At 61.9% G+C, this 21,696-nt stretch carries 19 protein-coding genes; 16 read left to right on the top strand and 3 right to left on the bottom strand.

What is annotated here, in order from left to right; all coding sequences use genetic code 11:
* Window positions 1-3 precede the first annotated feature (3 nt).
* The 13 genes from ABH939_RS07020 to ABH939_RS06960 are packed head-to-tail and all read left to right on the top strand — an operon-like array spanning window position 4 to window position 11,864.
* Complete coding sequence (locus tag ABH939_RS07020; RefSeq protein WP_404649503.1) at window positions 4-906, top strand: NifU family protein; 903 nt, start codon at window positions 4-6, stop codon at window positions 904-906.
* A 19-nt stretch (window positions 907-925) separates the two neighbouring features.
* Window positions 926-1,546, top strand: a complete 621-nt coding sequence (locus ABH939_RS07015; protein ID WP_064444498.1) for a DUF5947 family protein — start codon at window positions 926-928, stop codon at window positions 1,544-1,546.
* Entirely contained in the window at window positions 1,543-2,181 is a 639-nt protein-coding gene (locus ABH939_RS07010) for a DUF6084 family protein (RefSeq protein WP_003942181.1), read from the top strand. Before ABH939_RS07015 ends, ABH939_RS07010 begins: the two co-directional genes overlap by 4 nt.
* On the top strand, window positions 2,178-3,539 hold the full coding sequence (locus ABH939_RS07005) for a hypothetical protein (RefSeq protein ID WP_404649502.1): 1,362 nt from the start codon (window positions 2,178-2,180) through the stop codon (window positions 3,537-3,539). The genes ABH939_RS07010 and ABH939_RS07005 overlap by 4 nt, the downstream gene beginning before the upstream one ends.
* Window positions 3,540-3,587: 48 nt before the next feature.
* Complete coding sequence (locus ABH939_RS07000; protein WP_003942178.1) at window positions 3,588-3,707, top strand: DUF6893 family small protein; 120 nt, start codon at window positions 3,588-3,590, stop codon at window positions 3,705-3,707.
* Window positions 3,708-3,713: 6 nt separating this feature from the next.
* A complete protein-coding gene (locus ABH939_RS06995; protein WP_003942183.1) occupies window positions 3,714-4,208 on the top strand; it encodes a hydrogenase maturation protease in 495 nt (164 codons plus the stop codon).
* 3 nt (window positions 4,209-4,211) lie between these two features.
* Window positions 4,212-4,496, top strand: a complete 285-nt coding sequence (locus ABH939_RS06990) for a HypC/HybG/HupF family hydrogenase formation chaperone (protein ID WP_404649501.1) — start codon at window positions 4,212-4,214, stop codon at window positions 4,494-4,496.
* Window positions 4,493-6,781, top strand: coding sequence for a carbamoyltransferase HypF (hypF, locus tag ABH939_RS06985; protein ID WP_404649500.1), 2,289 nt, complete (start codon window positions 4,493-4,495; stop codon window positions 6,779-6,781). Before ABH939_RS06990 ends, hypF begins: the two co-directional genes overlap by 4 nt.
* Window positions 6,782-6,797: 16 nt before the next feature.
* Window positions 6,798-7,097, top strand: a complete 300-nt coding sequence (locus ABH939_RS06980) for a HypC/HybG/HupF family hydrogenase formation chaperone (RefSeq protein WP_003942168.1) — start codon at window positions 6,798-6,800, stop codon at window positions 7,095-7,097.
* Window positions 7,094-8,206: a hydrogenase formation protein HypD gene (hypD, locus tag ABH939_RS06975; protein ID WP_003942127.1), complete on the top strand. Its 1,113-nt coding sequence runs from the start codon at window positions 7,094-7,096 to the stop codon at window positions 8,204-8,206. The genes ABH939_RS06980 and hypD overlap by 4 nt, the downstream gene beginning before the upstream one ends.
* On the top strand, window positions 8,196-9,266 hold the full coding sequence (gene hypE, locus ABH939_RS06970; protein WP_209921149.1) for a hydrogenase expression/formation protein HypE: 1,071 nt from the start codon (window positions 8,196-8,198) through the stop codon (window positions 9,264-9,266). The genes hypD and hypE overlap by 11 nt, the downstream gene beginning before the upstream one ends.
* Window positions 9,266-10,015, top strand: coding sequence for a DUF6390 family protein (locus tag ABH939_RS06965; RefSeq protein WP_404649499.1), 750 nt, complete (start codon window positions 9,266-9,268; stop codon window positions 10,013-10,015). The genes hypE and ABH939_RS06965 overlap by 1 nt, the downstream gene beginning before the upstream one ends.
* A gap of 31 nt (window positions 10,016-10,046) precedes the next feature.
* Entirely contained in the window at window positions 10,047-11,864 is a 1,818-nt protein-coding gene (locus ABH939_RS06960; RefSeq protein ID WP_404649498.1) for an ABC transporter ATP-binding protein/permease, read from the top strand.
* Between the two features lie 82 nt (window positions 11,865-11,946).
* Here ABH939_RS06960 and ABH939_RS06955 read toward each other — a convergent pair whose 3' ends face one another.
* A complete protein-coding gene (locus ABH939_RS06955) occupies window positions 11,947-14,271 on the bottom strand; it encodes a LuxR C-terminal-related transcriptional regulator (protein ID WP_404649497.1) in 2,325 nt (774 codons plus the stop codon).
* A gap of 234 nt (window positions 14,272-14,505) precedes the next feature.
* On the opposite strand from ABH939_RS06955, the gene ABH939_RS06950 reads away from it, so the two are divergent.
* The 3 genes from ABH939_RS06950 (at window position 14,506) to ABH939_RS06940 (ending at window position 18,677) form a co-directional block, all read left to right on the top strand.
* Complete coding sequence (locus ABH939_RS06950; RefSeq protein ID WP_404649496.1) at window positions 14,506-16,170, top strand: alpha/beta hydrolase; 1,665 nt, start codon at window positions 14,506-14,508, stop codon at window positions 16,168-16,170.
* A 103-nt stretch (window positions 16,171-16,273) separates the two neighbouring features.
* Entirely contained in the window at window positions 16,274-17,701 is a 1,428-nt protein-coding gene (locus tag ABH939_RS06945) for a hypothetical protein (protein ID WP_404649495.1), read from the top strand.
* 313 nt (window positions 17,702-18,014) lie between these two features.
* Window positions 18,015-18,677, top strand: coding sequence for a GAP family protein (locus ABH939_RS06940; protein ID WP_070161844.1), 663 nt, complete (start codon window positions 18,015-18,017; stop codon window positions 18,675-18,677).
* A gap of 51 nt (window positions 18,678-18,728) precedes the next feature.
* On the opposite strand, the gene ABH939_RS06935 is transcribed toward ABH939_RS06940, so the two are convergent.
* Window positions 18,729-20,192: a glycoside hydrolase family 5 protein gene (locus ABH939_RS06935; RefSeq protein WP_404649494.1), complete on the bottom strand. Its 1,464-nt coding sequence runs from the start codon at window positions 20,190-20,192 to the stop codon at window positions 18,729-18,731.
* Between the two features lie 501 nt (window positions 20,193-20,693).
* Window positions 20,694-21,635, bottom strand: a complete 942-nt coding sequence (locus ABH939_RS06930; RefSeq protein WP_125050944.1) for a LysR family transcriptional regulator — start codon at window positions 21,633-21,635, stop codon at window positions 20,694-20,696.
* Between the last annotated feature and the right edge of the window lie 61 nt (window positions 21,636-21,696).

The following is a 21,696-nucleotide window of genomic DNA, read 5'->3' as shown; positions in this document are numbered from 1 at the left end:
TCGATGGAGCAATCGGCCGACTACTGGCGCGGAGCAGGTGAGCGCATCGAGACGTTGTTGCAGGCCAACGCCGGCGCAGGCCCGGTGGCGAGAGATCGCGCCGAGCAACTGGTGCGTGAGGTCGTGCAGTTGTACGGCGCAGCACTCGAACGCACCGTCGCTCTGGCAGATCCGGCCACGATGGATGCGATGGTTCGCGACGATCTGGTGTCCAGCCTGCTACTGGTGCACGGACTTCACCCGCACGACGTGGAGACCCGCGTCCGCACTGCGCTCGACAGCGTGCGTCCGTACCTCGGTTCGCACGGAGGCGACGTCGAACTGATCGAGGTGGCGGGCGGCGTAGTGCGACTACGGCTTCTCGGGAGCTGCAACAGTTGTCCTTCGTCCTCGGTCACCCTCGAAACCGCGGTCCAGGACGCGGTGCAGGCGGCGGCACCCGAGACCACCGGAATCGACGTCGAAACACCGGATCCGCACGAGGTGAAGTCGGGTGTGATCTCGGTCGAGTCCCTCTTCTCGCACGTTCACGCCGACGGGGGAGGTACGCACTGGGTGGAGGTCCCCGAATTCGCCGAAGTCGAGGTGGGAGAGGTCGCGGGCTTCCGCGTGTCGGGCACCGATCTGTTGGTCTGCCGCTCCGGTTACGATCTGTACGCGTATCGCGACCGTTGCCCGGTGTGTGAGCACTCGATGGCGGGGGCTGTGCTCGAACGCATGATGGGCCGTCCTGCCCGAGACGCCGCTGTCCTCACCTGTCCGACGTGCTCTGCCCACTTCAGTGTGTACGGGGCGGGAGCGCGGGTGGGCACCGGCTCCGAGCACCTGGCGCCTGTGCCGGTGCTGATTCGCGACGGAGTGCTCTCGGTCGCGCTTGCTGACGAGTCTGTGATACCGGTGACCTAGCCGTGAACGCAGCCCCGTCATGAAAGTCACTGTGGGAGAGGTGCTAACACGAATCGCCTCGTCGCGTGTCGTTCCGACCGGACCGAGGTGTGAGATGTGTGCGGCGGGCATAGGCGACGAACACCAGCACGTCGTGGACGTACAGGTCCGGAGCCTGATGTGCGTGTGCCGACCGTGCTATCTACTCTTTGCACCGGTCGACGCGGACCTTCGATACAAAGCGGTTCCCGATCGGTACCTCGAGTTTCCGGACTTCGACCTCGGCCCTGGCCGGTGGGAGTCTCTGGAAATCCCCGTCGGCCTGGCATTCTTCTTCCGCAACTCACTCCTCGACAAGTACATAGTCTTCTATCCGGGACCGGCCGGAGCTACCGAATCCGAGTTGCCTATCGACTCGTTCGAGACTGTGCTCGCGGAGAATCCGGGGCTCTCGCAGATGCGGGCCGACGTCGAGGCGTTGATCGTGTCGGTGCCCACGTCAGGACAATCGCCGAGATGCTTCGTTGTTCCCATCGACGCCTGTTACGAACTGGTGGGACGATTGCGCACCGTGTGGCGCGGATTCGACGGTGGCCAGGATGCCGCACGCGCAGTGGACGAGTTCTTCGGGCGCGTCGAGGCGCGAAGCAGGTCGGCATGACTGTTCTCGACTTCTCGGTCGACAACATGGAGGTGGAACCGTACGCGGTTACGCCGAATCTGACGGTGAGATTGAGAATGTCGGAATCCACCGGCACGACCGTCCGCGCGGTGGCTCTGCGCGCGCAGGTACGAATCGAACCACACCGCCGACCGTACTCCGACGCCGAAGGCGAAGGTCTGCGCGATCTCTTCGGTCCGCGGGAGCGTTGGTCGAGTACGCTGCGCACCTTCCTGTGGATGGAATGTTCCACGGTCGTTCAAGGATTCACCGGAACAACGGTCGCGGCCTTACCCATGGCGTGTACGTACGACTTCTCGGTGACGGCGTCGAAGTACATGCACGCACTCGGAGACGGAACGATTCCGATCGTGGTTCTACTGAGCGGCACGGTATTCACCGACGGACCGCGTGGTTTCTCCGTGCAGCAGATCCCGTGGGACAGATCTGCTGCCTACGAATTGCCGGTCGACGTGTGGAAACAGCTGATGGCTGCGCATTATCCGGCGTCTGGTTGGGTACGCCTCGACCATGAGACGATTGCCGATCTCGTGCGGTTCAAGGCAGCGCACGGCCTCACGGACCTCGATTCAGCCGTGCGGCAGTTGCTGACGGCGAGCCAGGTGCCGCGATGACTCGAACGGGGATGGATCACGACGTTCGGGCCGTGGCCGACGCCGTCCTGTACGAGGGATATCTTCTCTATCCCTACCGGGCCGGCTCGGCGAAGAATCAATCCCGTTGGCAGTTCGGGGTTCTCGGACCGCCCGGCGCCGCCGAGGTCGGAGTCGGCGAGGAACCGTCGATGTCCGCGCAATGTCTGCTCGGCGAATTCGAGCGGAACGGCGTCGAAGTTTCTGCGACTGTGAGATTTCTGCACCACCAGTCGCGGACGGTTGAACGACTCGGCGCCGGCGGGGCGTGGATCCCGGTCGATCGGTTGGTAGTCGGCGAGCGGGAGTCGATCTCGTGGGACGAAGCCACCGAGTCCGAGATCGTGTTGGGTCCGTGGGGTCTGGACGAACTCGAGGCCGGCGTCGAAGAAACCTTCTGTGCGGCCGGAGTTGTCGAAGGAGAGACTTTGTCGGACTCTCGGGGCAGGGTGGTCGGACGGATCGTTCGGACACGGCTTCCGGTGAATGGCCTCTTGGCGGTGAGCGCCTCCGCCGGGGACGGACGCACGGTGATTTCGGTGGAGATCATGAACGCCACGAGCGTCGACGCACGGGACAAGGGCACGGCCACCGCGCAATCGATGCTGGGGACTCACGTCATTGTGAACTGCACAGGCTCGAGGTTCCTGTCGTTGTTCGAAGAAGCAGATCACTCGGAGCAGTTGCGGCAAAATCGCTGTTATCCGGTGCTTGCGGGGACCGAGAACCCCACTTACCCTGGCACATCGCCCACCGTTCTGGTGTCACCGATCATCCTGTACGACTTTCCCGAGATTGCGCCGCAGAGCGAGGGATCTCTCTTCGACTCGACCGAGATCGACGAAATTCTCACCCTGAGAATCCTTGCCATGACCGACGAGGAAAAGGCGCGGGCGCGAGCTACCGACTCCAGAGCTGCCGACATCATCGACCGATGTGAGCGATTGACGGACGACGATCTAGCCGGCCTGCACGGCGTGCTGCGAGATTCGAATGCCGGTTCTGATCTGATACCCGAGGTGCCTGACGGTGTGGACTGGTGGACCCCGGAAGCCGACACCAGTGTTCAACCACGCACCGACGCAGTTCTGATCAACGGCGTCCGTGTCTCTGGTGGAAGTACGGTTCGGCTCCACCCCTCACGCCGCGCTGATGCTCAGGACCTGTTCTTCGACGGCCGGATCGCCCACGTCGCCACCATTCATGAAGACGTGGACGGCGACATTCATGTTGGGGTGACACTGTTGGACGATCCGGCCGCCGATCTGCACAACTGGTACGGCCGCTACCTGTACTTCGCGCCGGACGAGATAGAGCCGATGCCGCGCGACAGCGCGTGACGTACTCACAGGTATCGAACTTCACAGCTATCGAGAGGAGAACTCGCCATGAGGAGCATGGGATTGCTGTCGACGGCACTTCTCGGCGCCACCGCGATCGCAGCCGCGATCGTCCTGGTGGTGTCGATGCCGGACATCCAGCGCTATCTGCGAATGCGAAAGATGTAAAGCGCTGTGCGCGTGCTGATTGCAGGTGTCGGAAACATTTTTCTCGAAGACGACGGATTCGGCCCCGAAGTTGTTCGGGCGCTGCAGCATGAGAATCTCCCATCGGGAGCTCGCCTGGTCGACTACGGGATTCGGGGCGTGCATCTGGCGTACGACTTGTTGGAGTCGTGGGACGCCCTGGTCCTGATCGATGCCTTACCGGCGACCGGAGTCCCGGGCAAGCTCGCGATCATCGAAGTGGACCCCGAAAGTGAAGGCCCGCAAGGAGGTTTCGACGCGCACTCGATGCATCCGAGTTCGGTGTTTGCCAGCCTGCAGGCCCTCGGCGGAACACTCCCGCGGACGTTCGTGGTGGGGGCACATGCGAAATCGATCGGCGACGGAATCGGATTGAGTGCGGAGATGCGTGATTCGGTAGGGCAAGCCGCTTCGGCGGTGCTGGCACTCGTCCGGTCCATCGACGTGGATTGTGATGCCACCACTTTGGGGCCGGAGGTGTGAGTCATGTGTCTGGGGATTCCGGGACGGGTACGCGAACTACTGGACGGGTACGGCGGTCAACTCGCCCTCGTCGACGTGGAAGGTGCACCGCGCAAGGTCAACATCGGAATGCTCGACGAAGGCACCGTCACGGCAGGTGACTGGGTGGTGATCCACATGGGCTTTGCAGTCGAGAAGGTCGACGAAAAGGGAGCGCAGCGCGCCCGGGCCGGCCTCGAACTGATGGGCCGTGGTCAAGACGGTGAGATCGACGAGTCCGATACTCGTACCGGCGAGGTCGGGACATGAAGATCGCCAGCCGTGTCATCGTTCGTGGCGTAGTCCAGGGGGTTGGATTCCGGCCGTTCGTCCATGCGACCGCCACCGAACTGGGACTGTCGGGTTCGGTGGGAAATTCTGCTCTCGGTGTCGTGATCGACGTCGAAGGCGACGGAGAGACAATCGATGCATTTGTCGCTCGGGTGCGAAACCACCCCCCACCGCTGGCACGGGTGGAGTCGGTAGAGCGCGAGGACTCGCGGCCGGTTGGTCGTGAGGGGTTTTGCATAGTCGAGACGGATGCGGGGTCGGTCGGGCGAACCTTGGCGCCGGCGGATGTCGGGATCTGCGACGACTGCCTCCGGGAACTGACTGATCCGAGCGATCGGCGATATCATCATCCATTCATCACCTGCACCAACTGCGGTCCGCGATTCACGATCATCGAATCGCTGCCCTACGACCGGGCCGCTACGACGATGAAGCGATTCCCGTTGTGCGCGAACTGTGCGGCGGAGTACGTGGATCCCTCCGACCGCCGGTTTCATGCGCAACCGATTGCCTGCCCGCAGTGCGGTCCAACGCTATCGTTCGTGGAAGGGGACGCGCCCGCCGTGACCGGTGAGGGTGCACTGCTACGAGCCCGATCCCTACTGCGAGACGGGAAGATTCTTGCTGTCAAGGGAATCGGAGGATTTCACCTGGCTTGTGATGCCCGCGACGACCGCGCGGTTCACGAGTTGCGTGAACGCAAGCATCGAGCAAGCAAGCCGTTGGCGGTGATGGTGCGCGATGTGCCAGAAGCCAGAGAGTTGGGTGTGGTCGGGGATGCCGAGGCTGATGCCATGTCCTCGCACGAGCGCCCGATTGTGCTGGTTGCCAAAGCGTCTGGATACGCGCTTTCCCCCTTGATTGCCCCCGGCATTCCGGATATCGGAATCATGCTGGCCTACAACCCGATTCAGCATCTTCTTCTGGGTTTGGCCGGAGAAGCTGCGGGCCCGGCGGTGTTGGTCATGACATCGGCGAACATCGGCGGTGAGCCGATTCTGTACTCCGACAACGATCTCGAACGATTGGCTGACCTGGCCGACGGGGTATTGACCCACAACCGTCCGATCTTGATGCCGTGTGACGACTCGGTGATGCGAATAGTCGGCAGTGGAAGACAGTTGCTTCGTCGCTCGCGCGGATATGCTCCGCTGCCCGTCACCGCGCCGTTCGACGTACCGCCTACCTTGGCGGTCGGGGCCGACCTGAAGAACACCTTCTGTCTTGCCGAGGACGGATATGTGTGGCCGAGTCAGCACATCGGAGACATGGGCGACCTCGCTGTCATCGACAGTTTTGCTGCGTCGGAGAGTCACTTCGAATCGATCACGGGGGTGGTGCCGCACCAGATCGCTTGTGACGAGCATCCGCGGTATCGCTCGTCCTCGTGGGCTCGCAGTCGTAGTGGTGACCGACCGGTGCGCATCGTCGGGCATCACCACGCACATGTGGCTTCCGTGATGGGGGAGAACGGCCGGGACGGGAGCGAACCAGTTCTCGGAATAGCGTTCGACGGCACCGGCTACGGGGCGGACGGCGCAGTGTGGGGAGGGGAACTACTGCTGGCGACGTACAAGGGTTATCGCCGTCTCGCGCATCTGGGATACGTACTGCTGCCCGGGGGCGATGCCGGAGTGGAACGGCCGTACCGAATGGCGCTCGCCCACCTGTGGCATGCCGGGTTGGACTGGGAATCCGACCTCGCGCCCGTGGCAGCCTGTCCGCCCCGAGAGCAGTCGGTCCTGCTTCACCAGATGGAAACCGGTTTCGGGTGCGTGGACACCTCCAGCATGGGGCGGTTGTTCGACGCAGTCTCCTCGCTGACCGGGGTCCGACAGAGGGTCGACTACGAAGCGCAGGCTGCCATCGAGTTGGAGGGGGTGTCGAGGGGAGTCGACAGCGCCGGTTCGCGGTACACCTTCGATTGGAAGCAGTCGGACGACGATTCGTGGACAGCAGATCCGCGGTCGGTCATCCGGGCTGTTGTCCGCGATCTCCGGGAGAAGTTGCCCGCCGAAGTGATCGGCGCCCGTTTCCACGAATCCGTAGCGCACCTGGTGCTCGAGTGGGCAATTCGTGGCCGGGAACTGGCGGGAGTGGACGAGGTAGTACTCACCGGAGGTGTCTTTCAGAACCCTCTACTGCTCGTTCGGGCGTGTGCTCTGCTCTCAGACGCTGGATTCACGCCGTTGACAGGACTGGAGTTGCCGCCGAACGACGGCGGTCTCGCCTACGGCCAAGTGCTGGTGGGGAGTTCGTCATGAGGTCAGGAGTTGTGCCATGTGCCTAGCCGTACCGGGACGTATCGAGTCCCTGGAGGAACGCGACGGAACGACGATGTCGGTGGTGAACTTCGGTGGCGTCCGAAAAGAAGTGTGCCTCGAGTACATTCCGGGCGCCCAAGTCGGCGAGTACGTCGTGGTGCACGTCGGATTTGCCATCCAGCGACTCGACGAGGAATCCGCTCGCAGCACGCTGGCGGAATTCGAGCACCTCGGCGTACTCGAAGAGGAATTCGGTGACGGGTTCGAAAGGGCTGCCCGGGCCGCGGGGATCGAACCGAAGGAGACGGAATCATGAAATATCTGGACGAGTTCTCCGATCCGGAACTGGCCGGCAAACTGCTGGATCAGATCCGTGCGCTGGCCACACGGCGATGGGCGATCATGGAAGTGTGTGGTGGTCAGACACATTCGATCATCAGACACGGCATCGATCAATTACTTCCCCAACAGATCGAGATGATCCACGGACCCGGATGCCCGGTCTGTGTCACCCCGCTCGAGATCATCGACAAAGCTCTCGACATCGCGGCAAGACCCGATGTCATTTTCTGCTCCTTCGGGGACATGTTGCGAGTTCCGGGGAGTTCGTCGGATCTGTTCCGCATCAAGAGCGCCGGCGGTGACGTGCGGGTGGTGTACTCACCGTTGGATGCACTGACTATCGCCAAGGAGAATCCGGGCCGGCAAGTGGTGTTCTTCGGGATCGGATTCGAGACCACCGCGCCGGCCAACGCCATGACCGTCTATCAGGCCAATCGCCTGGGTATCGAGAACTTCTCCCTACTCGTCTCGCACGTTCTGGTCCCGCCGGCGATGGCCGCGATCATGGATTCGCCAGAGTGCCGCGTGCAGGCATTTCTGGCGGCGGGGCATGTGTGCAGTGTGATGGGAACGTCGGAGTACCCGGCGCTGGCCGAGAAGTACAAGGTCCCGATCGTCGTCACCGGATTCGAGCCGCTGGATCTGCTGGAGGGCATCAGAAAGACGGTGCTGCAGTTGGAATCGGGTCGATACGAGGTCGAAAATGCTTACGCCCGTGCCGTCACCGCGCAGGGCAACACCGCAGCGAAAGCGATGCTCGAGGATGTGTTCGCCGTGTCGGACCGGACGTGGCGCGGCATCGGATCGATCCCGGACAGCGGTTGGCAGCTGGCACCGAAGTATGCGTATTTTGATGCCGAAGAGCGTTTTTCGGTGACCGATATCCATACCGACGAGTCGAGCGTCTGCCGTTCCGGAGAAGTGTTGCAAGGTTTGATCAAGCCACACGAGTGCAGTGCCTTCGGGAAGGAATGCACTCCGCGGAATCCGCTCGGTGCCACGATGGTGTCGTCCGAGGGGGCGTGCGCCGCGTACTACCTGTACCGGCGCCTGGAACTTCAGGAGGCGGGTCATGCCGGCTGAGGAGACCGCTGTAGTGGACTTGTCGGCGTGGGTCTGCCCACTGCCGCTGCGTGATTCGCCGAACATCGTCATGGGGCACGGCGGTGGAGGAGCGATGTCCGCCGAGCTCATCGAGCACCTGTTCCTGCCCTCGTTCGGAAGCGCTGCCGATGCAGAACTCGGTGACTCGGCCGTATTCGACGTCGGCGGGGTGCGGCTCGCGTTCTCGACCGACTCGTATGTCGTCAAACCCATGGTGTTTCCCGGCGGAACGATCGGCGATCTCGCTGTCAACGGAACGGTGAACGACCTGGCGATGGCGGGAGCGCAGCCATTGGTGATGTCGACGGCATTCATCCTGGAAGAAGGAACGGCGCTGACCGACATCGCGGGAATCGCGAAGGCGCTCGGTGAGGCCGCGCACGTTGCCGGCGTTCGGCTGGTGACGGGTGATACCAAGGTCGTCGATGCCGGTCACGGCGACGGAGTCTTCATCAACACCGCAGGAATCGGGATTGTCGCAGACGGGGTGGACATCAGCCCCACTCGCGCACAAGTGGGTGACGTCGTGATCGTCAGCGGCGACATCGGCGTTCACGGCGTGGCCGTGATGAGTTGTCGCGAAGGGCTCGAATTCGGGACCGAAGTGCGCAGTGATTGTGCGGCCCTGAACGGCGTGGTGGCCGACATGATTGCCACCGGTGTCGACATCCACGTCCTGCGCGACCCTACGCGGGGCGGAGTCGCCGCGACCCTCAACGAGATCGCTCAGGCGTCGAACATCGGGGTTGCGCTGGTGGAGCGAGATCTGCCGATTCCCGCTGACGTGCGCGACGCCTGTGGGCTACTCGGCTTGGATCCGTTGTACGTCGCAAACGAGGGCAAGTTGATCGCTTTCGTTCCACGCGAAGATGCCGCCCTGGTTCTGGAAGCGATGCAAGGCAATCCACTGAGTGTGGGAGCCGCCGTGATCGGGGAGTGCGTGGCCGAACATCGCACAATGGTGGTGGCGCGTACGGCATTGGGAGGCAATCGGGTAGTGGATCTGCCGGCAGGTGAACAACTTCCGCGGATCTGCTGATGACTGCCGTCGGTATGAACGGGCCGGCATTGTTTGCCCGTTACGCGTATCCGCCGAACGAGTTGGGTTACTGCGGACCCGACGATCCTTCAGTGCTGCTTCGTCTGGCCAGCGGCAACTCGGGCAGCGGCGACCGTGATCACGCTCGTCAATTCGACGGTGCGTGGCCGTACCTCGAGGCATTGGCTGTAGGAGCGGGCATCGACGACCCCCTGGATTCGCGAGTGATCGAAGCCTATTGGGTGGGAGGTGATCTCCTCGACTCTCTCGATTCGGGGAAGTTGTTGCAGCACCTGAGAAAAGCCTTCGGTGAACGGGAGAACACCGGGTTCCTCCCCGTCCTCGGGGGTCGCGACCGCGCGCTTGCGCACCACAGTTTTCACGTATTTCTGGTGTATCCGTGGGTCAAGCTTCTTCGGAAGCGCGGTGCGGTCCCACTGTCCGTCCTCCAGAACTGCCGGATCAGATGGGGAGTGGTCGAGGACGTCGGCGAGGAGCATGCATTGGTGGTTTCGTCCCCGCTCGAGTTCGACGGTGAGCAACTCGCACGCGGCCGACCGGCAACGCAGAGAGTGCGGTGGAGGGTCGAGGGCAACGCGCTAGCGGCGATGCCCGTCGCCGGCGCTGTGGTGACGATGCACTGGGATTGGGTGTGCGACAGGATAACGGCAGAGCAATCACGTGCATTGGATGCCGCGGAAGACTCGGGATTGCGGATCGCGAACCGAATGCTGTCGACCGATATGTGATCGTCAGTTCCCCTCCAGGACGGAGGCTACGGTGAATTGGGGTAGCGCGGTACCGGACAGCGCACTGTGGTTGGCAGAGGCATATGCGATCACGGTAGTGGTTCTCGTCGTCACCGCGCTGCTGCTTGCTCGGTATACCCCCTGGGGCAACCAGTTTCGGCGAATGGCTTGGCCCTACTTCGATCCCCGGCGCACCGTCATTCCGCTGTCGATTCTCGCGTTACTGCTGCTGCTCACGATATTCGGTGTCCGCGTGACGGTGTTGTTCTCGTACTGGTACAAGGATTTCTACGACGCCATTCAGAACCTCGACGAAACCGCTTTCTGGCACTACCTGCGAGTGTTCGCGATATTGGCCGCAGTCCACGTCGCGAACTCACTCGTCGTCTACCTGGTAGGCCAAACACTCGATATCAATTGGCGCAGTTGGCTCAATGACACATTGACCGACGATTGGCTCGACGGCCGCGCGTACTATCGCGGAAACTTCCTGGAGAACCCGGTCGACAATCCGGACCAACGTATTCAGGCAGACATCACCGCATTCGCGACGTCGTCCCGCACGTTGTCCATGGGCGCCGTCGCCGCAATGGTGTCGATCGTCAGCTTCACCAAGATCCTGTGGGATCTGTCCGGGCCGTTGACTGTTTTCGGTGCAGAGATACCGCGAGCGATGATCTTTCTCGTCTACATCTACGTGTTGGTGACCACGGCACTCGCATTCTGGATCGGCCGGCCTTTGATCATGCTGAACTTCTTGAACGAGAAACTCGGCGCCACCTTCCGGTACGCGTTGGTTCGACTGCGGGAGTACGGCGAAAGCATCGCCTTCTATCGCGGAGAGAACGTCGAACGACGCACGCTCGGACTACGTTTTGCTGCAGTGATCCGCAATATGTGGGCGATCGTCTTCCGGACGCTCAAGTTCAGTGGCTTCAATCTGGCAGTGGATCAGACAGCGGTGGTGTTTCCGTTTCTGGTCCAGGGATCTCGATTGTTCAGCGGGCAGATCACTTTCGGCGACGTGATGCAAACTGCTCAAGCATTCGGCCAGGTGCACAATTCGTTGTCGTTCTTTCGAGAGTCCTATGCCGATTTTGCAAGTTTCCGGGCCACACTGATCCGTTTGACCGGGCTCGCCGATGCCAATCGTCGTGCCCGCGCACTTCCCGTGCTCGACGCGTTCTCCGCTGGCAGTCATTTGGTTGTTCGGGGACTCGACGTGCGCACGCCGGTTGGTGAGGCGTTGATCTCCGAACTCGACATGTCACTGGGGCCCGGCGATGCACTGCTGGTGAAGGGTCCGTCGGGTAGCGGCAAAACCACGCTGCTCCGCAGCATCGCGCAGTTGTGGCCGTACACAAACGGTTCCGTGACCACCCCGGTCGGAGACGTCCTGTTCCTCTCACAACGGCCATACCTACCATTGGGTTCTCTGCGCGCGGGTTTGGTATATCCGGACCAGTTGCCCTCAGGTCAGCCGAACACCGGGTGCTCGGACTTCGACGACCGCAGGCTCCACGACGCGCTCGCCGAGGTGCATCTCGCACATTTGATCGGTCGGCTCGACGAGCCGGCTGATTGGACTCGAATTCTGTCGCCGGGCGAACAACAACGGTTGGCGTTCGCCCGAGTCCTCCTGATCCGACCGCGAACCGCATTTCTCGACGAGGCGACATCCGGAATCGACGAAGGCCTCGAGTACACGCTCTACGACATCCTTCGCCGTGAACTGCCCGACAGCATCATTGTCAGCGTCGGGCATCGCAGCACTCTCGACGTTTTTCACAATCGACAACTCGAACTGCGTGGTGCGGGACACTGGACTCTCGCTGATCACGAAGGCTGAGAAAACTTTCGACGGTCGGATTCTTGCGACAGGATTCGGCCGGGTTACCCGCCGCGCCGCGATCGATCGAAGACACCGACCGTCACGAGGTCGAAGGGTTGCGGAAGTCGTTTGTGTGCTGGAGCACCCAGGCCGCAATCCTGGTGCGCGAGTCGTACCCCAGTTTGTTCAGTATGTGATCGACGTGGCCGTCGACAGTGCGCTGAGAAATGACCAGCTTGTCCGCGATTGCTCGGTTGGTCAGGCCCTGTGCGACGAGTTCGGCCACCTGCTGCTCCCGCGGAGTCAGCACTTCGTCAGCCGCCGATTTCGGTGATCCCCCGGGCGGTTGCTCTCTCAGCGCGCGGGCCGCTGCGTCGTCGAGAGTCAGAGCTCGTCCATGATCGAATGCTGTTTGAAACACCCTGTCTCCGATCCGGTTACGAGCCTCGGTCACGCTGTTTTCGTGGTACGGGACCATGCTCCTGAAGGTGTCCATCGGGCTGCCCGTGGCGGTGAACAGCGTGTCGGCAGCTCCCATCAGTGTGGCTGCCAGCTTTACGTCCCGGTCGACAAGCGTCCACGCGATTTCCTCGAGGCACCATGCACATCCGAACCGGTTACCCAGCCCTCGAAGCAATCGGAGAGAATCTTCGAGTAGCTCGATACCGCGAGCGTGGTTGCCATGACGCCACAGGGCGGATCCGTAGTCCGACATCGTCATCGACCGCCACAAGATTTCGCCGCGCGATTCGGTGAGGGCCAACTCCTCCTCGTAAATGCTTGCAGCCCGGTCGGTTTCGCCGAGTGCGTCGACGACGAAGGCGAACCAGTAGAGCGCGGGTACCAGACGGGCGATGTCGTCGTTTGCCCGGAATGCTGCGACAGCCTGCTCCAGGTACTCGGCACCGCGCACGAGATCGCCGTCGGCGACCGCGACGAATCCGAGCGTGTACCGCGCCAGTATGCGTCCGTCGTCGTTCCGCTGCATCTCGGCCTGTCGCCGAGCCTCTTCGGCAATGCTTGTCGCCGAAGCGATATCTCGTTGGAGGGCTGCCAGCAGTGCGCCTGTCGCGGCGGCCTCGACTACCGCCTCACCGAGAGTGCCCTCGGTCAGTTCGGGCACCTCGGCCAGGGCGCGACCCAACCAGTAGCGACCTTCGTTGAATCGACCACGTGCAAGCCAGTAATCATGCAGAGCACTTGCGGTACGCAATGTGTCTTCGACCGAGTCGGGTTCGGTCAGACCGAATTCCAACGCGGTGCGCACGTTGGGTAAGTCGCGGTCGATCCGCGTCATCCAGTCGATTTGGTGCGGCCCCGTCCAGTCGACTCCGGCGCGGAAGACGAGTTGCCTGAACCACTCACTGTGCCTGCGCTGCAGCGAGACCCACTCGTCGACTGACACCAGTTCACGCCCGTAGTCGCGAAGAGTCTCGAGTAGGCGGTAGCGGACGTACGAGCCGTTTTGTTCACGGATGAGGATCGACTTGTCGACAAGGGACATCACGAGATCGCCCAAGTCGTCGTTCTGTGCTTCGTCGGCGAGAATTCCTTCGACGGACCCGAGATCGAAGCTACCCGCAAATACGCTCGAGTTCGCCCACAACGACTTCTCCGGCGGCGTACACAGATCGAAGCTCCAGTCGATACTCTGTGCAAGCGTTTGTTGACGCGCTGGAGCGTTCCGGCTGCCCCGCGTCAGCAGTTGGAAGCGGTCGTCGAGTTTTTGCAGGATCTGATCGACCGACATCGCCCTCAGTCGGGCAGCCGCCAGCTCGATCGGCAGCGGTAGTCCTTCCAACCGGCGGACGATCTTCTCCACAGCCGCGCTGTTCTCGCTGGTGATGCGGAAGTCCGTCACGGAGGAACGTGCCCGCTGCTCGAACAGCATCATCGCATCACCATCACGGGTGTCGGTTGGCGACGGCGCCTCGGTGGGAAATCGCAGAGGCGGCACCCGTAATACCATCTCGCCGGGAATGTCGAGCGGTTCTCGGCTGGTCGCCAGAAGTGCCAATCGGGCACAGCACCGGAGAAGTTCGGCGGCGGTGTCGGCAACCCAGCCGATGAGGTGTTCGCAATTGTCCAGAACAAGCAGGACACGTTCGTCGACGAGACGGCCGATCAGTACCGATCGCGGTGACCGCGTAGATCGGTCTTGTACTCCGAGTGCGGCAAGAATCGTCTGATCGAGAAGTGCCGGCTCCCGCAGTTCGCTGAAGTCGACGAACCAGACGCCCCCGGGGAACGCACGGGAGGAATCATCGGCGGCACGGAGCGCCAAGCGGGTTTTGCCGACCCCACCCAGGCCCGTAAGGGTCACGAGCCGGTAGTCCGACAGCAGGCGTCGGACTTCTTTGGCCTCGGACCGGCGACCGACGAAACTGCTCAGTTCGATCGGTAGGTTTCCTCGTTTTGCCGCCATGAGAATCGCGCCGAATTTGTACGTGCTGAGTGGATTGACCCCACACAGTGTACGCGGAATCGCGTGTGTGAAATCTGTCAACGCACCACCGGTGTTCGCCCGTGATTGCCGTTGGGTCGAAGCTTTTCGGTGCATGACGCGGAATAGCGAACACTTTCCACCGACGTAGTTCGCGCCTCATTCGAAAGGGATGAGAGGCGCATTTCATCTTTCTGGCGCACTTACGATTCGGGCATGAAACGTGTGTGGGAAGGTGTGCGGCGCTACGGCAAGACACTGCACTCGGTCGGGTTGTCGTTCGGTCTGGTGTTTTTCGTCCTCTCGATGAGCCCGTCCCTCTTACCGCGCGCGTGGTACCTGCAGGGCGTGGCAACCGGTATTTCCGTCGCCACCGGGTACGGCATCGGTGTGAGCGTGGCGTGGATGATCCGCAAATGCGGAGTTGAACCGAGATGGTCGGACCGGACCAAGCGGATCGGTTGGGCCGTACTCGCCGTACTGGCAGTGATATTGGTGCCTCTTTTTCTGATCTTGGGTTCGTGGTGGCAGCAGATCGTCCGTGATCTGGTCGAGGCGCCTCGCGTGAACCGGGCGAACTATCTTCTGGTGCTGCTGATTTCGCTGGTGGTGTGGTTGATCTTGTTGGAGGTGGGTCGCGGTCTGCGGCATCTCACCAGAGGACTCGCTGCCGTTGCTCTGCGGTTTGTTCCCAAGGAAGCAGCGAAAGTCGCGAGCTTGGTCGTCGTCTTCGCGTTGGCGATCTTCGTCGTCAACGGTGCCCTCTACAACGGGCTCATCGCTTTTGCGAACTGGAGTTTCTCCGGCGCGGACAACGACACGCCCGATGGTATCGACCAGCCTCTGATCGCCGAACGCAGTGGTTCACCCATGTCTGCGGAGGCATGGGATTCGCTGGGCAAGGAGGGTCGCACTTTCGTGGGTAGCGGGCCGTCTGCGGTGCAGATTTCCGCGCTGACCGGCCGGGACGCGAAGCAACCCATCCGCGTGTACGCCGGCCGTGAGTCGTCGGATTCCGTCGACGGTGTCGCGCAGCGGGTCGTCAACGAACTCGAGCGCACCGGCGGCTTCGACCGTGCCGTCCTGGCAGTAGTGACCACCACCGGCCGCGGCTGGGTGAACGACGACGTGGCGTCCGCTTTCGAATACGTCCAGGGCGGCGATACCGCCATCGCGGCGATGCAGTACTCGTTCCTTCCCAGCCCTTTGGCATTCATCGCCGATCGCGAAACCCCGATGGCCGCAGGCCGGGCGCTGTTCAACTCTGTCTATGCGAAGTGGATCGATCTGCCGCTCGACAAGCGCCCCAAGCTTGTCGTTTTCGGCGAGAGCCTCGGATCGTACGGGGGACAGGCCGCGTTCGCGGGAGCACAGGACATGGCGACGCGGGTGGATGGGGCGTTGTGGTCGGGGACTCCGAACTTCACCGCTCAATGGCAGGAGATCACCAGCAGTCGTGACTCCGGCTCACGGGAAGCCGTGCCGGTGATCGACGACGGGCAGTCGATTCGTTTCGCTGCCTATCCGGAGGATCTCGAACTGGATGCGCCGTGGAACGACTCACGCGTCGTGTACTGGCAGCACGCCAGCGACCCAATTGTCTGGTGGTCTTTCGACCTGCTTCTGAACAAGCCGGACTGGCTTGCCGAGCCTCTCGGCCGTGATGTCGATCCGGGAATGACGTGGATACCGTTCGTGACATTCTGGCAGGTGACACTCGACATGGTCTTCTCGGCGGACGTTCCGCCAGGTCACGGGCACAACTACGGTGCCGACGCGGCGGACATGTGGGCGCGGATCCTGCACCCCGACAACTGGTCTCAGTCGGACACCGACGCGATTCGCGGCGCTCTGACGAACGACTTTCAACCCACCAAGTAGTAGTGCGGAGTGCGGACCTCGTGACGGTCTCTCGTCGTTGGACCGGGAGTACTCGCTCTAGATCGTTCTATCACTGTTTGTCAGCTATCTAACAAGGAGCGCGATGCATTCATCAAGAACACTCGTAGCTGCGGTGGCGCTGAGTGCGATCACTGTATTTGCCGGGGCTGGGTCCGCGGTTGCCGCGCCGGCGGTCGGATCTGTCGATTTCGGCTCGTCGAGCGGATCCGGATCAGGAACCGGTTCGGCTAGCGGATCCGAATCTGGTTCTGTCGATTTCGGATCCGGCGGACCGGACGTCGAGCATCCGGTGTCGACCTGCTTCTGGTCCGTGCCGATCAATCCCGAGCGCGCGGACCCACAGCTCAACTACGCCTTTCCTGACACCGCGGCGATTTACTGGGCTGCGCAGTTCACAATCCCCGAGAACGCCGAGTTGGTTATCCGAGGGCAGTATGCGCATGCGCGCTATCAGTCGTTGAACTCGTACAACGCAGCAACCGCGATGCCGACCGCCGTCCTCAATGACATTTCGACAGATCCCGACGCAGGTTCGCGCAACACCTATCTTCCCGGTGCCGATCGATCGAACGAAAGTGCCAGGTCGTACACGGCTTCCGTCCTCAACGAGGCCTCGCCTGCTGAGCCGAAACCCAACACCTTGTATGCCGGTGTGCCAGGTCAGGACCGGATAAGCCTGCTTTATCGCATCTACCTGCCGGACAACGGGCGTGATCTCACCGGCGGCGTTGGACTGCCGGAGCCAGAGCTGCACCTTTCCGGTGGTCAGGTGTTGCGCGGGCAGGATCTGTGTTCAGCGGTCGGTGCGGACAACGGAATCTTGAAGCCGGCTTCGCTGCCGCTGGACACGTACAAGGCATTGCGTGACCAACCGGGCAAGCCTGCGACATTCCCTTCCGAGCAGACACCAGTCTGGCGGGCGTACTACAGCGCCGAGTTCACGCTCGGCTGTACCTATCTCGGCAAATGCGATGGCACACCCCAGCGGGTGGGCGGGCAGTACTCCAACATCGACAACAGCTACGTCACCGCTGAAGTCAACCGTGGGTTCGGCGAAGTTCTAGTACTTCGGGGAGAGTTGCCGAGGACTCCGAAGACGACAGGCGGCGCAAAGAATCTCGACAGCGCAGTCGACATGCGGTTCTGGTCGATGTGCAGCAATGAATCGCTGGCAACGACGAAGGTAGCGACGTGTCTGTTCGACGAGCAGATGGCCACTGATGCGGATGGTCGCTACACGATTGTCGCGTCGCTCCCTGAAGACCGACCCGCAAACGCTACGAAGGAATGTGGGGTGTCATGGCTTTCGCTCTCGCCGGCCGGTGACGGCGCAGGGCACCCCGACGATTCCCTCTTGATCATGCGGAACATGCTGCCGGCCAAGGACTTCAGCCACGCTGCACACGACACCAAGACGCCCGGTGACGAGAAGGCAGTGATGGGAGAGTATCTGCCGGACGGGCAATATACGTCCAAGCTCGCGTTCGAGGGCAGTGGCTGCGCGAAGTAACCCGTCTTTACGCGTGAGGTCACTACTCGAGATTGTGTCTGGTGATCCTCCTCGATGATGTCGGCTGCGCTCTGCTGCGAGCGCAGCCGACACACCGTTGACCAAGTCTTTTCGCGATCTTCGGTGGGGAATCGGGGCCTGCGGTTCAGGCACTCATCCCTTTCGAATGAGGCATCAACTACGCAGGCGCTCGCAGTGTCAGCATTGTCGCGCAGCGGTATCGGCTGTGCTCTGTTGTCCGTCGTGGCGGACAGGGGCGGCTTTTCTCGCCTACCGCCTATCCTGCTTGCCGCAATCAGAAATGAGTATTGACATGGGTTCCGTTGTCGGAGAACTTCTCCCGTTGGCCGTCGGTGTCGCCGTGTCGCCGGTGGCCGTCATCGCCACCATCTTGATGTTGCTCTCCAAGCGAGCGGGTAGCACCAGCGCCGGGTTCGCGGTGGGCTGGTTACTCGGAATCTTCATCGCTACAGTTTTTTTCGTCATCTTGTCCAGTGCCGTCAGCACGTCAGACGACGGACCGTCCGCCACGGTTTCGTGGATCAAACTAGCTCTCGGTGTCCTCCTGTTGGCCGTCGGGGTCAAGCAGTGGCGGGGGCGCAGCGGCGAGCACGAAACACCGAAGTGGATGCAAGCCGTCGACGAGATGACCGCGGTCAAGGGATTGGGCCTTGGATTCGCGCTCGCCGCGATCAACCCGAAGAACCTGCTCATGTGCATCGCGGCCGGAGTGTCGATCGGCTCGGCGTCGTTGGCGACCAGCGGAGCGATCACCTCGATTCTCGTATTCACGGTCATCGCCAGTTCAACTGTCGCGATCCCGGTCATCGGATACCTGGTGGCTGCTGATCGCCTGCGAAAGCCGTTGGCCAATCTCAAAGTCTGGCTCGAGGACAACAACACCACGGTGATGAGTGTGTTGATCTTGGTCGTCGGAGTTGTTCTGATCGGCAAGGGAATTGGCGGAATCTTCTGATACCCGCTCTTTCGCGTGGTGTGAACGCGCGATTCCCGGATGATCGTTCGATCAGGCGCGCTTGACCGCGTAGTCGCCGTCGGCGTGACCGATCAGTTGCCATCCGCCCTCGATCGGGGACAGTCGGACGTCGGAGAGATTCGTGGTCTCGAGCTGTGGCCGGTCGGTGCCGGGGTACCAGGCCTCGACCCGTCCGGTGCCGCTCCCGTCAAACCCGTCACGCGATACCTCCGTCAGCGAGCCGGGCGCTGCCCGCGGATACGCTCGCGAGAGTGGCGCGGCGAATCCCTCTACGAGCCCGAGTGATTCACCGGACGGGCAGTCGATGCGATTCAGATTTCCCTGCGGCTGGTGGGTATTGCCGTCGCGAACCGGGTGGGGGTCACCGCACGCTTGTGTCCACGACCACCACGCGCCGCCCATCCGGTACCTGTCGGTGGCATCGACGAAGCGGTCGACGTCTGCTCTCTGCTCGTCGGCGTCGCCGAACCAACCCCATTCACCTGTCCACAACGGTGCGTCGTACCAGGCGGCAGCGAGGTCGGCGATCTTGAATCCGTCTTCGATTCCGGGAAATTCGCTACTGACCGTTATCGATTCGCTGTAGAGATGGGGCGAGAAGACCACCAGGGGATCGGTCAGGTAATGGCGTGGAGGCAGCGCGTCGAGGCCGAAAGCCGACCAGATCGCGCTGGGCTCGAAGAACACGAGGTGTGGAAATCCTCCTGCTTCGGCCTGTCTGATGGCGTCGGTGGCCCGCTTGTAGAACTGCCCGATCTGATCAGCTGCCGTGAATGGATCGCGCAGGCCGGGGTTCGGTTCGTTCAACAGGTCGTATCCGGCTACAGCTGGTTCGTCTTTGAACTCGGCAGCCAACCGCGCCCACGTCGCGACGAGGCGACTCTGGATTCCTTGCTCGTCGTCGTAGAACGCCTGGAAGGCATGGGCGATCGCGGGTGCGGCTTCCCTGAGTCCACCGATGTTGCAGGTTGTCCATCCGCCGGTCAGGGTTGCCCACTCGGGTGCGCCGTCCCAGCCGACTCCCGGCTCCATGAAAGACGGGCACGACTGGTCGCTCGGGGTGCCGACGTACGGGCCCCATGCATCCTGATGCATGTCGAGAACGGTGTAGATGCCGTGGTCTTTTGCATCCTGGACCGCTACTCGGATGCGGTCGACGTACGCAGTGTCGAATGCACCGCGGGTCGGTTCCAGGAGGGACCACGCGACGTTGAGCCGGACGACGTTGAAGCCCAGCGCTGCCATCTGCGCGAAGTCCGTTCTTCCCAGCGGCGTAACGGTGGGTAGACCGGTGCCGTTGGTTGCGTAGTTATTGAGACCGTTGGCGTTCACGCCGCGGAGCAACACCGTTCGTCCGTCGACGTCCTTGATCGTTCGATCTGCGACGGTCAGTTGGGGGAGAGTCCAGCCCGGATCCGGTGGTGCAGCGTTCGCCGCCGGAGTTGCAATCTGGAGGACCAGGATTGCGAGGGTGGCAAGCAACAGCGCACGCATCCATCGACCTTTCTAGACAAACGTCCAATTCCGAGTCGAGGCTAGCGTGAGAAAGCCTCCTCCGGGCCGCTTTGCAGCGTGCTGAATCGGCAAGTTTGCCGCGTACGCCAGTCGCTCCACCTGGAATTTGGCCCACGAGGCGTCGCCTGGGCGGGACTGGCGGTGATTTACACTGAGCGCGTGGCACTCTCCCGGACGCAGATCTATACTTTTCGCCTTCCGGCCGAGTCGGCTTTCGCGTTGGGGTACAACACTTTGAGGGCCATCTTCGGCAACGTGAGGCAGATCGGTCCAACAGCACTGCAGTCAAGCTCGAAGATTAGCTTGTCGAGTTGGGGTGAGCACGTCGTGCTCGAGGTGCGTCCGGCGCCAGGTGGGTCCGCGGTTGCGGTCACGAGTAGTTCGGCGCTCAGTACGCAGTTCCTCGATTGGGGGAAGCACCTAAAGAACATTAATCGAGTCTTTGCTGCCTTTGCGCAATCCGTCGACGAGGCCCAACGGTCAGTGTGAGACAGCAGGCGTCGGCATCCATGAGTCGGTTGTCCGACGGGCTTCGTGCTGACTCTCGAGATAGGCGAGAAGAATGCCGAGCACCGGATGCGCATTGTCCTCGCGCCAGATCAGCGAGTGTGGGTAGACGGGCGTTGGGCTGCGGAGCGGAATGCGTCGCAAGTCGTAACCGGCGGGCCAGAGGTATCGATCTCCTTGGCCGACAAGTGTTGCCAACTCGGCAGATTCGGCGATTGCGTCGAGGAGTGCCTCGGTTCCGAAGTTTGGGCCGATCGCATCAATCGTGAGACCGAATGTGGACGAGAGTTGGTCGTAGTACTCGGACCACTCGGTGCCTGGGACGATGCCGGGAATCCAGATCCGGTGATCGGCGAGTTGAGTCGGGGTCACGGACGGTGAGCCGGCGAAGGGGTGTGAAGGTCCGACTAAGACTTGGAGCGGATCCTCGAGTAGGCCGGTAATTCTGATGCTGTCAGGTATTTCACGGCTCGTCTTCGTCACCGCGCGGATGGTCGCGTCGATCTCGCCGGATCTGACGGCAGCGATCGCGGCGGCAGCGTTCGAGGTAGACAAAGTGACGACGTCGAGGTCGATTCCAGGGTTGGCGCGGTAGAAGTCCTGGATCAGAACGGCGGGCGCGATCCGACGGTTGAGGACATCGACCCGGAGTGCGCGCCGGCCCGGATGCACGGAGGCAACGGCTCGCTCGTGAACTCGAAGGAGTTCGCGTGCATGGGGCAAAAGCGCCTGCCCATCGATCGTGATCTGTGCGCCCCTCGGCGTGCGATTGAACAGTCGGACATCCAATTCTCGCTCCAGCGCGATGATCCGCTTGGATGCTGCCTGCTGGCTGATCGACAGCTCGTCTGCTGCTGCTTGAAACTGCCCGAGATCGGCTGCCACGACAAAAGTTCGCACGGTGTCGAAGTCCATCTCCCGATCATATGTACACCACCGATGGTTGTGGCACGGACGCCTCGCAGTTGATTGCTAC

The sequence above is a fragment of the Rhodococcus sp. 27YEA6 genome (genome assembly GCF_044908235.1).
Lineage (GTDB): Bacteria > Actinomycetota > Actinomycetes > Mycobacteriales > Mycobacteriaceae > Rhodococcus_F > Rhodococcus_F qingshengii.
This window is presented reverse-complemented; position numbering and strand designations above follow the sequence as displayed.